This window comes from Kitasatospora mediocidica KCTC 9733 (assembly GCF_000744225.1).
In the GTDB taxonomy this organism is placed as follows: domain Bacteria; phylum Actinomycetota; class Actinomycetes; order Streptomycetales; family Streptomycetaceae; genus Kitasatospora; species Kitasatospora mediocidica.
On sequence record NZ_JQLN01000005.1, the window covers coordinates 1,669,979 to 1,684,191 of the forward strand.

General features: G+C 71.6%; 12 protein-coding genes and 1 tRNA gene. 7 read left to right on the forward strand and 6 right to left on the reverse strand.

Features of this window, described 5'->3' with window-relative positions; genetic code table 11:
• Positions 1–71 precede the first annotated feature (71 nt).
• The 3 genes from BS80_RS42940 to BS80_RS21310 form a co-directional block, all read right to left on the reverse strand.
• Positions 72–776, reverse strand: coding sequence for an ATP-binding protein (locus tag BS80_RS42940; RefSeq protein ID WP_063772071.1), 705 nt, complete (start codon positions 774–776; stop codon positions 72–74).
• A gap of 286 nt (positions 777–1,062) precedes the next feature.
• On the reverse strand, positions 1,063–1,899 hold the full coding sequence (locus BS80_RS21305; RefSeq protein WP_035799668.1) for a glycerophosphodiester phosphodiesterase family protein: 837 nt from the start codon (positions 1,897–1,899) through the stop codon (positions 1,063–1,065).
• Positions 1,900–1,977: 78 nt separating this feature from the next.
• Entirely contained in the window at positions 1,978–3,375 is a 1,398-nt protein-coding gene (locus tag BS80_RS21310; protein ID WP_063772027.1) for a purine-cytosine permease family protein, read from the reverse strand.
• Positions 3,376–3,738: 363 nt separating this feature from the next.
• Between BS80_RS21310 and BS80_RS21315 the strand changes: the two genes are divergently transcribed.
• Both BS80_RS21315 and BS80_RS21320 read left to right on the forward strand, forming a co-directional pair.
• On the forward strand, positions 3,739–5,418 hold the full coding sequence (locus tag BS80_RS21315) for a S1C family serine protease (RefSeq protein ID WP_035799671.1): 1,680 nt from the start codon (positions 3,739–3,741) through the stop codon (positions 5,416–5,418).
• A 66-nt stretch (positions 5,419–5,484) separates the two neighbouring features.
• Positions 5,485–5,572: transfer RNA gene (locus tag BS80_RS21320), tRNA-Ser, on the forward strand.
• Between the two features lie 137 nt (positions 5,573–5,709).
• Here BS80_RS21320 and BS80_RS21325 read toward each other — a convergent pair.
• Complete coding sequence (locus tag BS80_RS21325) at positions 5,710–6,042, reverse strand: site-specific integrase (protein ID WP_232246551.1); 333 nt, start codon at positions 6,040–6,042, stop codon at positions 5,710–5,712.
• A gap of 194 nt (positions 6,043–6,236) precedes the next feature.
• Between BS80_RS21325 and BS80_RS21330 the strand changes: the two genes are divergently transcribed.
• The 4 genes from BS80_RS21330 (at position 6,237) to BS80_RS21345 (ending at position 10,248) form a co-directional block, all read left to right on the forward strand.
• Positions 6,237–6,719, forward strand: a complete 483-nt coding sequence (locus BS80_RS21330; RefSeq protein ID WP_035799675.1) for a hypothetical protein — start codon at positions 6,237–6,239, stop codon at positions 6,717–6,719.
• A gap of 354 nt (positions 6,720–7,073) precedes the next feature.
• A complete protein-coding gene (locus BS80_RS21335; RefSeq protein ID WP_035799678.1) occupies positions 7,074–8,438 on the forward strand; it encodes an FAD-binding oxidoreductase in 1,365 nt (454 codons plus the stop codon).
• A 257-nt stretch (positions 8,439–8,695) separates the two neighbouring features.
• On the forward strand, positions 8,696–9,025 hold the full coding sequence (locus tag BS80_RS21340) for a hypothetical protein (protein ID WP_035799681.1): 330 nt from the start codon (positions 8,696–8,698) through the stop codon (positions 9,023–9,025).
• Between the two features lie 212 nt (positions 9,026–9,237).
• On the forward strand, positions 9,238–10,248 hold the full coding sequence (locus BS80_RS21345; RefSeq protein WP_051966870.1) for a DUF1906 domain-containing protein: 1,011 nt from the start codon (positions 9,238–9,240) through the stop codon (positions 10,246–10,248).
• 54 nt (positions 10,249–10,302) lie between these two features.
• Here BS80_RS21345 and BS80_RS21350 read toward each other — a convergent pair whose 3' ends face one another.
• Complete coding sequence (locus BS80_RS21350; protein ID WP_035799683.1) at positions 10,303–10,986, reverse strand: hypothetical protein; 684 nt, start codon at positions 10,984–10,986, stop codon at positions 10,303–10,305.
• A 282-nt stretch (positions 10,987–11,268) separates the two neighbouring features.
• Here BS80_RS21350 and BS80_RS21355 point away from each other — a divergent pair, with 282 nt between their 5' ends.
• A complete protein-coding gene (locus BS80_RS21355; RefSeq protein WP_035799689.1) occupies positions 11,269–12,945 on the forward strand; it encodes a long-chain fatty acid--CoA ligase in 1,677 nt (558 codons plus the stop codon).
• Positions 12,946–13,003: 58 nt separating this feature from the next.
• On the opposite strand, the gene BS80_RS21360 is transcribed toward BS80_RS21355, so the two are convergent.
• Positions 13,004–14,014, reverse strand: coding sequence for a helix-turn-helix domain-containing protein (locus BS80_RS21360; RefSeq protein WP_051966871.1), 1,011 nt, complete (start codon positions 14,012–14,014; stop codon positions 13,004–13,006).
• Positions 14,015–14,213: the final 199 nt, after the last annotated feature.

Here is a 14,213-nt window from a genome sequence, read left to right on the forward strand (position 1 = left end):
GGGCAGCCTACTGAGGTTTGCCGGACGTCCCGATTCGTCCCGCTCCCGGCGCCGCCCCCGCGAACGGACGGTCAGGCCGAGCGCGCGTGTTCGGTTCCCTGGTCGGCGGAGTGGGCGACCGCGTGACCGATGCGGGCCGGGAGCGCGGCCCAGACCGTCACCTCGCCGGGCGCGTCGCGCACACCCCAGTCGGCCGCGAGCTCGCCGACGATGCTCAGGCCCCGGCCGCCCTTGGAGGTGAGCGAGGGGCTGGACGGCAGTGGCCGGGTCGCCGCGCCGCCGTCGGTGACCTCCAGGGTCAACAGCCCGTCGGTGTGCATCTGCCAGCGCACCAGCACGCCGCCGGGGTCGTCGTCCTCGGTGTGCTCGCGCGGGCCGTCGGCCCGGGCGGCCGCCGTCCGTCCGTCCGGTCCGCCCACCGGGCCCACCGCGCATTCGACGCACGGGGCGTGCGCCGGGCGGGCGACGGCGGAGTTCGCCGGGTGCGCCGCATTGACCGCATGCGCGGAGTTCGCCGCGTTCGCCACCGGGTGCCGGGGATCGCCGAATTCCTCCCCGGCCCCCCCGTCGAGATCGAGCAATCGGGCCAGTGGCCGCGCATAGCGGCAGGAATTACTGAGTAGTTCGGAAAGGATCAGAACCGCGTCATCGATGACGGTTTCGGGCACCTCTCGGTCGCCCAGATCTCGCCGCAGCCGACGCCGTGCGGCCCCGACACTGGCCGGACCGTGCGGCACCGCCATGGTCGATGAAGTCGGCACTTCGCGCGCCACCATCAACGCCACCCCCGGACCTCCTTCAGCGCTTGCCGAGGGATGGATGCCCCGGGGGAATGCGCCGGAAACGAGGTGAACTCGATCGTGGCACGTCAATGACAAAACCCTTGCGGAGCCGCAACACACTGTGCGCAAAAGGTGATTCGACGCTTACCCTGCGTCAATCGGGGGGAGTGGGATTCCGCACGCCGTCCCGCGGACGCCGCCTCGCCTCACGCCCGCGTACGCCAACCCGTCCGGGCTGCCGGCCGGGAGCCCGCGGGCCGGCCGCGCGGATTGGCCTCTCTCAGCGGCCGAGCTGGTCCAGGACGGCGCGCGGGCGGTTGGTGATGATCGCCTCCACGCCGAGCTCCAGACAGAGTTCGACATCCTCGGGACGGTCCACCGTCCAGACGTGCACCCGGTGCCCGGCGGCCCGCAGTCGGCCCACCAACTCCGGCTGCTTGCGGATGAGTTCGATGCCGGGTCCGGCGATCGTCGCACCGCCGGGCAGCCCGCCGCCGGGCCACAGCCGCAGCGGCAGGGTGTGCTCGAAGAGATAGACCCGGGGGTACTCGGGCACGGCCGCCCGGACCCGGCCGAGCGCCAGCCCGGAGAAGCTCATGATCCGGGCGTGCGAGCGGTCGGGCGCCTCGGCGGGGTCCGCGGCGATCTTGAAGCGGTCGAGCATCGAGAGCAGCTCGCTCTCGACCCGGCCGCGGTAGCGCACCGGGTGCTTGGTCTCGATGGCCAGGTCCACCCGGCGGCCGCAGTCGACGACCAGTTCCAGCAGGCTCTCCAGCCGCAGCACCGAGCGCCGCTCGGCCGCCACCACCGGTCCGCCGCCGTTGCCGTCGCCGCCGTCGTCGGCGACCGGCTTCCAGGAGCCGAAGTCCAACGCCTCCAGCTGCCCCAGGGTGAGCGTGGAGACCACTCCGCCGCCGTCCGAGACCCGGCGCACGGTCCGGTCGTGGATGCAGACCAGCTGCCCGTCCGCGGTCACCCGTACGTCGCACTCGACGGCGTCCGCGCCCTCCTCCAACGCCCGGCGGTAGGCCGCCAGGGTGTGCTCGGGCAGCGCCTCGGAGGAGCCACGGTGGGCGACCACCTGGACGGACGTGGGGTTGGAGGGAGAAGTGCTCACCCTCCAACCCTAGGACCTGCGGGTGAAGCGGAGGTGGCCGCACCCCCAACTGCGGGAGCCGCTCAACTGCGGGAGCCGCTACTTCGCCGCCTGCTTCTGCGCCGCGGCCGGAGTCAGCCGGGTGATCGCCCAGGTGACCAGGCCGGCCACCAGGAAGGAGAAGAGCGAGGCCGAGGTCCAGCCCTGCGGGGTGAAGTGCACCAGCGTCTGCAGGTGGGTCCAGAAGTTCGTCCACCAGCCGGCGATCGCCGTCGGCGCCAGGAACTGGTACGTGGCGGAGCCCAGCACCCACGGCAGCAGCATCAGCGGGCGGCTCGGCGCGTCCTGCGACATGTCCCAGCCCTGCCGGCCGCGGCCGAGGAAGAAGTCCACCGCGAGCACCGCGAGGAGCGGCACGAAGACCGCGCCGATCAGACCGAGGAAGGCGTAGTAGGAGGCCGTGAACTCCTTGATCTCCAGTGCCAGCCCCGTCACCAGCAGGCCGATCCCGCCGGTGAGCAGCCGCCGGTCCACCCGCGGGAACAGGTTGTGCACCGACATCGCCGTCGAGTAGACGTTGGCGAACGACTGGTCCGCCTCGCGCAGCACCAGCACCAGCAGGAACGCCCAGCCGGCCGCCACTCCGGTGAAGGAGTCGAGCAGGTTGTCGGCGTTGCCGTGCGACTGCAGCAGCGCGATCAGGCCGAGCAGGTAGCACCAGATCTGGGCGATCGTGTAGCCGGAGAAGGTGCCCCAGAACGAGGCGCGCGCGGTGCGCGAGTGCCGGGTGTAGTCCGCGGCCAGCGGCACGAAGGAGATCGAGACGGCGATGATCGCGTCGGTCGCGCCGAGGAAGCCCTTCCAGTTCCCGGCGCCCGGGTCCGGGAAGCCCTGCCGCCCGAGCTGGACGGTGAAGTAGACCATCGCCACGCCCACCGCGACGGCGACGTACTTGCGCAGCGCGGCGATCGAGCCGAGCGGCCAGATGGTCAGCACCGTGGTCAGCGCCCCGGCCAGCACCACGAAGAGCCAGCGCCAGCCCTGCGTGCCGGCCACCGTCTGCGCGCCCCAGGCGATCACGATCAGCTCGTAGACCCCCCAGCCGACGCACTGCGCGATGTTCAGCACGGTCGGCACGAAGCTCAGCCGGGTGCCGAAGAGCCCGCGCAGCACGGCCATGGCCGGCGCGCCGGTCCGGGCGCCGATCAGCGCGGCGACGGCGAGCATCGCGGTACCGATCACCGTGCCCACCACGATCGCCGTGGTGGCGGCCGTGAACGACAGCTCGCTGCCCGGCTGGCCGAGCACCGTCGCGGCGCTGGTGAAGCCGATCAGGCTGATGCCCAGGTTGGCCCAGAGCGCGAACTGCTCCCTGAAGCCCAGCGTGCGAGGCGGTGCGGTGTCCAGCGTCAGCGGCGCCTCGGCACGGGCGCCGGGGGCACCCTGCGGACGGTCCAGCAGCGCGGACGGAGATGGGGAAGGCGAAGCAGCCGTCATGGCCGATACTCCCTACGCCGGCATTACCCGGTCAGGTTCCGGCGGTCAGCGCTCCCTCGCCCGCACCGCCCGAGTGGTCATGGCGTACGGTCGACCAGCGCACTCTCAGCCTGGTGGGTCCAAGCTCCCGCGTGTCAGATTTGGCAGCGCAAGGGTAGCCCGACCTGCAGAATCCGCCAAGGTCGAGCGGGTGCGCCGTCCGCATCGCGGGACTCTGCAGTGGGGGGATCCCGGCTGCGGCGGACGGGGGCTGTTCGGCCTACCTAAGGATTCTTAGTAGTTCTTCAGGGGGCTCCTTACGGCAACCAGATCACACATGGGAAAAACTATGGGCCAAGGTCCTGTCAGCGATGGAGGTCGTCCGTGAGCACCGAGCACGAGAGTGGGCCCGCCGGGCCGCAGGGGGAGCAGCCCTCCAGCGGTCACGGGCAGCAGGGGGGCACGCCGCCGGTGGGTGAGCCGATGCCGACCCTCGCGTTCACCAAGCTCAACGCCCCGGAGGCCGCGCCGGAGCCCGTCCCGTCGGACGCGGAGCCGTCCGCGGCCGAGCAGACGGTGGTGCTGCCGACCGAGGCACCCGCCGCGCCGTCCTACCTGGACGCGCCGCCCCCCGTCCCGCCGGCTGCCACGCCGTCCTACCTGGACGCGCCGCCGCCCGTGCCGTCGGTCCCGGCCGTCCCGGCCGTGCCGCTCGCGGCCGAGGCACCCGAGAACCCGTACGCCGCGCCGACCCAGACCGGCACCCCGATCACCCCCGGCGTGCCCGCCGCGTCGGCGCCGCACGGCGAGCACCACCCGTTCGGCGCAGGCCAGCCGCTCGGCGGCTGGGGCACCCCGCCCGCCGGCCCGGGCGGTCCCGGCTACCCGGGCGAGTTCGCCGGCCCGTACGGTGCCCCGGCCGCGCCCCGCAAGAAGCGCGGCGGCCTGGTCGCCCTGGTGGCCGCGGTCGCGCTGGTCGCGGGCCTCGCGGGCGGTGTCGCCGGCGCCGCGATCAAGGACAACAACAACGGCACCAGCTTCGCCGCGGGCAGCAGCCACAGCAGCACCACCATCACCGCCGGCGACAACACCAAGACCATCAGCCGGGCCCCCGACTCGGTGGCCGGCATCGCCGCCAAGGCGCTGCCCAGCACCGTCACCATCAAGGCGGTGGGCAGCCAGGAGTCCGGCACCGGCACCGGGTTCGTCTTCGACACCCAGGGCCACATCCTCACCAACAACCACGTGGTCGCCCCGGCGGCCAACGGCGGGAAGCTCTCCGTCAAGTTCTCGGACGGCTCGACCTACTCCGCCTCCGTGGTCGGCCAGGCCAAGGGCTACGACGTCGCCGTCGTGAAGCTCGACAACCCGCCGACCAACAAGCTCGTCCCGCTCCCGCTGGCCGACTCGGACCAGGTCGCGGTCGGCGACGTCACCATCGCCATCGGCGCGCCGTACGACCTGGAGGGCACCGTCACCTCCGGCATCGTCAGCGCGAAGAACCGCCCGGTCGCCTCCGGCGACGAGAGCGGCGCGCAGGTCTCGTACATGAACGCCCTGCAGACCGACGCCTCGATCAACCCCGGCAACTCCGGCGGCCCGCTGCTCAACGCGAGCGGCGCCGTGATCGGCATCAACTCCGCCATCCAGTCGAACTCCAGCGGCAGCAGCACCGGCCAGGCCGGCAGCATCGGCCTCGGCTTCGCGATCCCGATCAACCAGGCCAAGCGGGTCGCCCAGATGCTGATCCAGACCGGCACCCCGGTCTACGCCACCCTCGGCGTCCTGCGCAACGACGACTACCAGGGCGACGGCGCGCAGATCCAGACCGCCGCCATCCAGAACACCCCGGCCGTCACCCCCGGCGGCCCCGCCGACAAGGCCGGCCTCAAGCCTGGCGACGTCGTCACCAAGCTCGGCGGCGTCACCATCGACAACGGCCCGGCCCTGGTCAGCGAGATCTGGACCCACCAGCCCGGCGACCAGGTCCAGGTCGAGTACACCCGCAACGGCCAGCCCGCCACCACCACCGTCACCCTCGGCAGCCGCAGCGGCGACAACTGACCCACCCCCGCACCCCCAAACCAGGTGCGACGAACCCGCCCAGACCCGTTAGGCTGACCTCCGCCAGGAGGGTTGCCCGAGCGGCCTAAGGGAACAGTCTTGAAAACTGTCGTGAGGTAACCCCTCACCGTGGGTTCGAATCCCACATCCTCCGCAGGTGGGGAACACCCTGATCAGAGGGGGTATCGGCAAAATGCCGATACCCCCTCTTTTCGATTCCTGTCCCGGGGTGTCCCACCTGTGTACCGGTCCTGACCACTGTGTCGGGGCCAGACGGGGGACAGATCCGGGCTACTCCGTAGGGGCGTCCGGGCCATCCTGGGCCTCATTCAGAGCCCGCTCGATCTTCTCGTTGGCCTGCTCCCGCTTGCCGTCCAGCACCTTGGCGTAGAAGCGGTAGAGCACCGCGACACTGTGGCCGGCGCGGCGAGCGACCTCGGTCGGGTCGACCCCGGACGCCAGCCAGAGCGAAGTGCCCGCCTTCCGCGCGGCGTACGGTACCTCGGCCAGCGGCGTGGCGGCCTGCTCCTCGCTCAGCGCGACTAGGGCCTTTAGGACGTGTGGGTGGCCATCGGTCTCGAGGAGTCGAGCCTGCCCGCGCGCGGGTGGTGGCCTATCGGTCATACGGGTCGATGTGTCGAGCACTGTCGCCCTCCTGACGGAGGGACGGAAACCTTTCTCCTCAACGGAGAGAACGGGCACCTCGGGGGCCCGGAGCGAAGTCGGCCGCAGTCACCCGAACAGTCGCTGTACCCGGCTGCCGAAGGCGTGCTGAGGTCGTTCCGTCCCACCCAACCAGCCCCCCCAAGGAGCCCCCCATGTCCTACCGGTCGAAGCTTCGCCGGACAGCGATCGGCATCTGCGCCACGGCAGTAATCGCAAGCTCAGGGCTGCTCGCCCTACCGGCCCAGGCGGCCGGCACGAAGGCACCGGCCACCGCCCCCTCACGGCGGGAGGCACCGGCCGAGCGCGAGGTCGCATCGTTCTTCCAGAACTACTACGACGCCGTACTCGAGCAGCAGAGCGAGGGCAAGAACACCTTCGACATCCGCAAGGAGTACCTGGACCCGAAGCTCGACGAAGCCCTCACCACCTGGGGCTCCGAACACCACGCCGATCCGGTCCTGCGCCGCTCGGAAGTCGTCAAGAACTGGGAGCTGAGCTACAAGGGCGACGCCGACGGCCAGTCCACGCTCATCCTGACCGAGCACTGGCAGGACGGCGCGCCCGACACCAAGGTCCTCTACACGGTGCGGCTCTCTGACAGGGTGATCGTCGGCCTGACCGACGCCCCGGCCTGACCAACAGTCAACAGCTTCGAAGAGGCCGTGCTGCTTCGGGTGCCCCTCACCCGGAGCAGCATCGGCCACCAGCGGAATAAGCGCCGCCGTTTCAGCGGCCCTATTCCAAGCCCGCCCCAGGTCAGAGCATCCGGGGTGGCGGGGCTGGCTTCGGTCGTGAAACCTGTCGTGGGGTAGCCCCTCACCGTGGGTTCGAATCCCACATCCTCCGCAGGTGGGGAAGACCCAGCCACAGGGCGGGTACCGGCGAGCAGCCGGTACCCGCCCTGTGTCGTTCCCTGGGTCCCTTGGGGCAGAGTGCGGGGCGTGGGGTGTGTGACCGGTGCCGCCCCAGGGGTGAGAGGAGGCTGGCTGGTGAGTGGGCTGGTGGAGCGTTTGGTGGTGGGGCTGCCGGAGGGTGCGGTGGTGGTGGATCCGGCGGTGACGGAGGCGTACCGGCACGACATGGCGGGGTTCTGTGCCTCGGGGGCGCCGGCGGTGGTGGTGTTCCCGTCGACGGTCGAGGAGGTGCAGCACGTCATGCGCACCGCGACGGAGCTGCGGGTGCCGGTGGTGCCGCAGGGGGCGCGGACGGGGTTGTCGGGTGCGGCGAACGCGGTGGAGGGGTGCATCGTCCTGTCGCTGGTGAAGATGGACCGGATCCTGGAGGTCGACCCGGTCAACCGGATCGCCGTGGTCGAGCCCGGCGTGGTCAACGCGGTGCTGTCGCGGGCGGCCGGTGAGCACGGGTTGGCCTATCCGCCGGACCCGTCCAGCTGGGAATCCTGCACGATCGGCGGCAACATCGGCACCGGCGCGGGCGGCCTGTGCTGCGTGAAGTACGGGGTGACCAGCGAGTACGTGCTCGGCCTGGACGTGGTGCTGGCCGACGGTCGGCTGCTGCGGACCGGGCGGCAGACCGCCAAAGGGGTGGCCGGCTACGACCTGACCCGGCTGTTCGTCGGCTCGGAGGGGACGCTGGGCGTGGTGGTCCGCGCTGTGCTGGCCCTGCGACCGGCCCCCGCGCCGCAGTTGGCGATGGTGGCCGAGTTCGCGACCGCGGACGCGGCCTGCGAGGCGGTCTGCGCGGTGATGGCGGCCGGGTTCACCCCGTCGCTGATGGAGCTGATGGACGCGGTCAGCGTACGGGCCGTCAACCGGCTGGCTCAGATGGGACTTCCGGAGAGCACTCAGGCGCTGCTGCTGGTGGCGTTCGACGGGCCGGACCCGGCCCGCGAGTTGGCCGCGGTCGGCGAGCTCTGCGAGGCCGCCGGGGCAACCGACGTGGTGCCGGCCGAGGACCAGGCGGAGTCGGAACTCCTGCTTCAGGCACGCCGGTTGGCGTTGACGGCGTTGGAGCTGCTGGGGACCACGATGGTCGACGACGTGGCGGTGCCGCGCTCCCGGCAGGGCGCGATGCTGAACGGGGTGGCCGAGATCGCCGAGCGCTACGGGCTGACCATCGGCGTGGTCTGCCACGCGGGCGACGGGAACACCCACCCGATCGTCGCCTTCGACGCGGACGACCCGGACGAGGTGGCCCGGGCCAGGGAGTCCTTCGACGCGATCATGGCACTCGGCCTGGAACTGGGCGGAACCATCACCGGCGAGCACGGCGTCGGACTGCTCAAGCGGGATTGGCTGGCAAAGGAGTTGGGGCCGGTCGGGCTGGAGCTGCAAAAGCAGATGAAAGGATTGTTTGACCCCTTGGGAATTCTCAATCCGGGCAAGCTGTTCTGAGCCATTTCGCAGGTGTTCGTGCCGGGACGGAGTGCCTGGGCAGAAGCGTCCAGCTGCGCGGTTGACCGATAAGTATCGGCGTCCCGGCGGTCGGGGTTTAGCGCTCCGGCATCACGCGTTCGAGGTAAAAGCCCTGGGGGGGCTGGTGCTTTGTCGATTTGTTGCGGAAGTCTGTCTCTCGGCGTCGCAGCCGCAGGGGTTCGTCTGGCCGCGAACTCCCGTACCAGTTCTTCGAATTCAGCTTCTTGGAGGATTCCATGGCTCGCTTCCGTACCGCTCGCGTGATCGTCGCTCTCGCTGCCGCCCCGCTCGCCGCCGGCCTGCTGCTGGCCGGGGCGGGTGCGGCCGCTGCCGACAACGGCTCCCTCGCGGGTGACCACTCCAACAGCAGCGTCGTCTCCAACGTGGGCAGCGGGAACGTCTTCGGATCCGTCGACGGCAACTACAACTGGACACAGCAGACCGCCACCGGCTCGGGTGCCTCGAACCAGAACAACACCCTTGCGGTGAAGGGCAACTCGGGTCTCATCTACGCCGACCAGTCCAACAAGAACGTGCACATCAACTTCGCGCCCGTCATCGGCTGAGCGCACGCCTGACGAGGTGGTTCCAGGGCCTCGGCAGGACCGACCGGCGGCGGAAAGGGTCACCGCATTCCGGTCCGTGGGCGGTGTCGGCAACGGCACCGCCCACCGGCATGTCCGGTGCGGCGGGACGGTTGTCCGCCACCCGGGTGAGGTGCCCCGAATGCGCGGCGCGTCCTTGCGACCGTCACCTGATCCGACCTCAGGATCACAGGATGGTCCGCTATCTCCGTCCTGCGGCACTCTCGGCTGCCGCCCTCGTTCTGCTGATGGCCACCGATGGGGCGGCCGCGCGGAGCGCCGACCTCGCGCTCACCGCCGCCCGGGCGGAGACCCTCCAGCTCCGGCCCGGCGTGTCCGGCCACCTGGCGCCGGGGTCTCGCGGCGCGGCCCGAGGGTCCGGCCTTCCCGGGGCTGTCACCGTCCTCCCGGCCGTCCCCGTCGCCGCCGTCGCCGCCGTCGTGCCGGTCACCGTGCTCGCGGACCCGGGTCGCGCCCTGCTGCGGGCCGTGCCGCACGAGCGCTTCGCCGGACCCGGCTTCGACGCGTGCAGCGCGCCGCCGCTGGAGGCCATGCGGGCCTGGCGCGCCTCCTCCCCGTTCGGAGCGGTGGGCATCTACACCAGCGGCCGGCAGCGCGCCTGCGGCCAGCCCCTGTTGACCGCCGACTGGGTGCGCCAGGTGCGCGCGCTCGGCTGGCGGCTGATGCCCACCCACGTCGGCCCGCAGGCGCCGTGCAGCACCAATCCGCACAAGCCACAGAAGATCGACCCCGCGAAGGCCGTGCAGCAGGGCCGTGACGAGGCCGCGGAGGCCGTCCGCGGCGCCAGTGCGGTCGGCCTGGGACCGGGCGGCCCGGTCTACCTGGACATCGAGGCCTACCCCACGGGCGATCCGGTCTGCTCGAAGGCGGTGGTGGACTTCACGCTCGGCTGGACGCAGGCGCTGCACGCCTCCGGCTACTGGTCCGGCTTCTACTCCAGCACCGAATCCGGCGTCGCCGACCTCTCCGCCGCCGTCCGCGCGGGAGCCGCCCCGGTGCCGGACGCGCTCTGGTACGCCCGGTGGGACGGGCGGGACGTCACGGACGGCGGCGGGGCGTTCGGCGACGACCAGTGGACCGTGCACCAGCGGGTCCACCAGTACCAGGGCGAGGTCCACGACACCTACGGCGGCGTCGGCCTCGACATCGACCGCGACGAGGTGGACGCCGTCGTGGCGCGCTGAGGCGGCCGCCCGGCCGCCCGGCCGCGATCCGCAGCCGCGAGCAGCGCGCAGGGCTCAACCGGAGCTGGTGGCCGTCCCGCGCCCGCCGGTGGCCGGGGCCCCGCCACCGCTGGTGCTGATCCGGCCGGCGCCGCCGACGGGGGCCTCGGCGCCGCTACTGGTGGCCGGCCGCGCGGCGCGGGCGGCGGTCGTCGGGGCACCGACCGGCATCCCGGGCACCGCACCACCCCGCCCGACCCCAGCCCCGGCCCCAGCCCCAGAGCTCAGCCCCGCGACGCGCTCGGCGACGCGCCCGGCCCCCCACTCGGCCCCCGCCCCGGCTCCCCGCTCCACGCTCTCCGTGGCCCTCCGCGCCAGGCCCTGCCGCTCGTCCCGCGGCGCCGTCCACTCGGTGCCCGCCCGCGTCGCGGCGGCCACTGGCTGGGCGCTCGGCCGTGGCACGTCGGCCCGTTCGATCCGGATGATCAGGTTGCGCTCACGGTTGTCGCGCCCCGGCCAGTCGACGTCCTTGCTGTGGATCAGCTGGCTGCGCAGCCCGTCCGCCTCGGTCCACTTGCCCAGCACCGCACGGATGTTCGGCCGCCATGCGCCGCCGTACTCGTGCTCCAGGGCCAGGTCCCACCCGTTCCGAGAGGCGGTGTCGTCGATCAGCCGGCTCGCACCGACCGTGCCGGGGAGGATCACGGTGGCGCCCCGGCGGATGTTCACCACCACGCGCTGCGGAAAACTCGCGGACACCCCGACGACCGTGATCCTGCAAGGGCCTTCGTACCAGGGCATGGGAGGTACCTCCGCGCTCGTGTCGACGAGGGGGCCGGAGCCGGACCCCTCCATCCAGTGACACGGCTGCCCGCCGCCGCGCGGTTCGGACCCGCACACGTGTTCCTGAGCTCCTGGTCTCATCCGTTGCGCCGATGCTGACAACCGGCGCGGGCGGCGACAGAATCAGAGGGCGGCTCTTGCTACCCGCCGGTAGTGATCCACCCGGAGCCGCGCAGCCCGCCCGGTCAAGGAGGCCCCGTGTTTAGCACCATGCAGGACGTACCACTCACCGTCGCCCGGATCCTGGCACACGGGTCGACTGTGCACGGGCGCGCCACGGTCACCACCTGGGACGGAACCGGCCCGGTGGTCCGGACGTACGCCGAGGTCGGCGCCCGCGCCGCCCAGCTCGCGTACGCGCTCCGCGACGAGCTGGGTGTCACGCCCGAGCACGTGGTGGGAACGCTGATGTGGAACAACGCCGACCACGTGGAGGCCTACCTGGCCGTCCCGTCGATGGGCTCGGTGCTGCACACGCTCAACCTGCGGCTGGCCCCGGCCCAGCTCGCCTACATCATCAACCACGCCGCCGACCACGCGATCATCGTCAACGGCAGCGTGCTGCCGCTGCTCGCGGGGGTACTGCCCCAACTGGCCCCGACCCTCAAGCACATCGTGGTGAGCGGCCCGGGTGACCTGGCGCTGCTGGCCGGCTTCGCCGGCACCGTGCACGAGTACGAGCAGCTGATCGCCGGCCGTCCCACCGCGTACCCGTGGGAGGACGAGATCGACGAGCGCAGCCCGGCGATGATCTGCTACACCTCCGGGACCACGGGCGACCCCAAGGGCGTGGTCTACAGCCACCGTTCGATCTACCTGCACTGTCTCCAGGTGAACTCCGCCGCCACCTTCGCGCTCACCCCGCAGGACACCGCGCTGCCGGTGGTGCCGATGTTCCACGTCGGGGCCTGGGGCATCCCGCACGCCGCTTTCATGTCGGGCGCGAGCATGCTGATGCCGGACCGCTTCCTCCAGCCGCAGCCGCTCGCCACGATGATCGACCTGGTCAAGCCCACTGTCAGCGGCGCCGTCCCGACCATCTGGAACGGCCTGCTGGACGAGCTCGACCACCCGACCGGACGCGAAACCCCGTACGACACCTCCTCGTTGCGGATGGTGGTGATCGGCGGCTCGGCCTGCCCGCCGGCCCTGATGCGCGGCTTCGAGGAGCGCCACGGCATCCGGGTGGTGCACGCCTGGGGCATGACGGAGACCTCGCCGCTGGGCACCTTCGCCCTTCCCCCGGGCGGGCTCGACGCGGACGAGGAGTGGGCCTACCGGCTCACCCAGGGCGTCTTCCCGGCCTCCGTGGAGGCCCGGCTGATCGGCCCCGACGGCGCGCGGATGCCCCACGACGGGTTGTCGGCAGGCGAGTTGGAGGTCCGCGGCCCCTGGATCGCGAGCGCCTACTACGGCGGCGCCGGCAAGGAGCCTGAGCGGCCCGAGGACAAGTTCTCCGAGGACGGCTGGCTGCGCACCGGCGACGTCGGCACGATCACCCCGGACGGCTTCCTCACCCTGACCGACCGGGCCAAGGACGTCATCAAGTCCGGTGGTGAGTGGATCTCCTCGGTCGAGCTGGAGAACCATCTGATGGCCCATCAGGACGTACTGGAGGCGGCCGTGGTGGCCGTCCCCGACGAGAAGTGGGGCGAACGCCCGCTGGCCACCGTGGTGTTGCGCCCCGGCGCCACCGTCGACCTGCCCGGCCTGCGCACCTTCCTGGCCGGCCGGGTCGCCTCCTGGCAGCTCCCCGAGCGCTGGTCGCTGGTCGCGGCGGTGCCGAAGACCTCGGTCGGCAAGTTCGACAAGAAGGTGATCCGCGCCGAGTACGCCGACGGCCTGCTCGACGTCACGGTCCTCGGCAAGGAGTAGGCAGCAGAAGGCAGTTGTCCCGGCCCGGTGACGCCCGTGCCGGGGCAACGCGCCTCGCTCAGACGTCCCCGAAGTCTCCGCGCTTGATCCCGGCGACGAAGGAGGCGAACGCCTCCGCGGAGAAGGCCAGAGCGGGGCCCGACGGGTCCTTGGAGTCGCGGACGGGGACGATGCCCGCGAGGCTGTCGGCGATCTCGATGCAGTTGCCCGCCTGCTGACCGTTGCTGTAGGTGCTCTTGCGCCAGGGAGCGGTGGCCGGGTCGAACGTGGGGACGGTCATGGGGTGGAGTCCTTCCATTGCTGTGCGGATCCTCTCCAGCGAGGCCGCCTCGGGCAGTGCCTCGCTCAGCAGCAGATCATAGAGCCGCGACCAGTGGGCGTACTCCGCCGGATCGTCCACCAGTTGACCGTGCCGGACCCCTTCGATGTAGATCGCGTCGGCCTCCTCGGCGCGGGTCAGCAGGGTGAAGCTCTGGTCGAAGGCGGCCCGCGCGTCCACGGTGAACGGCGCGACCCGGATCGTCACGTTGGGCAGCTGGGCCGCGTTGAGCAGGTGCGCGAGCTGACCCCGCATCACCGTGTGCCCGCCGTACGTCCGGACGAGGACGCCCTCGTCCAGCACGGCGCAGAAGTGCACCGGATTCTCCCCGCCGAGGATCTGCTGCCGGGCGAGGCGGGCGCGGATGTGGCTCTCGATCTCCTCGCTCGTCGCCTGGGGCTGGCCTGCGCGGAACAGGGTGCGGGCGTAGTCGGCGGTCTGCAGCAGGCCCGGCACCACCTGGAGCTGGAACATCCGGATACGGACGGCCTCGGCCTCCAGGCCCGCGTACTCGCGGAACCAGTCGGGGTGTTGCAGGATCCCGTGCCAGTCCGTCCGCCGCCACATCCGCTCCAGCAGCCTCCCCGTGCCGAGCGCCCGATCGCAGGCCTGGGCGAACTCCAACGACGGCTTGCGGCTGCCGCCCTCGACCCGGCAGATCTGTGAACTGGTGAAGCTCACCAGCCTCCCCAGCTGCGGTTGGCTCATCCCGGCCTCTTCGCGGGCGTTGGCGAGTTCCGCCGCGAACACCCCGGGCGTGCAGGTGGCCTGGATCGTCGATACCTCGTGACGGTTGATGACAGCCCCCAGCGGCTCGGGGTCGGCCCACGGCCTGACCTTCCGTCAGGGTACGTCCCACCCGCCGCCGTTGTGGCGGAAAGTCGCCAACTGATCGCGGAGCGTGAGGGTTGTCCTAGTGTCGCGTCAGGCAACTTTTGCCCGTCAAGGA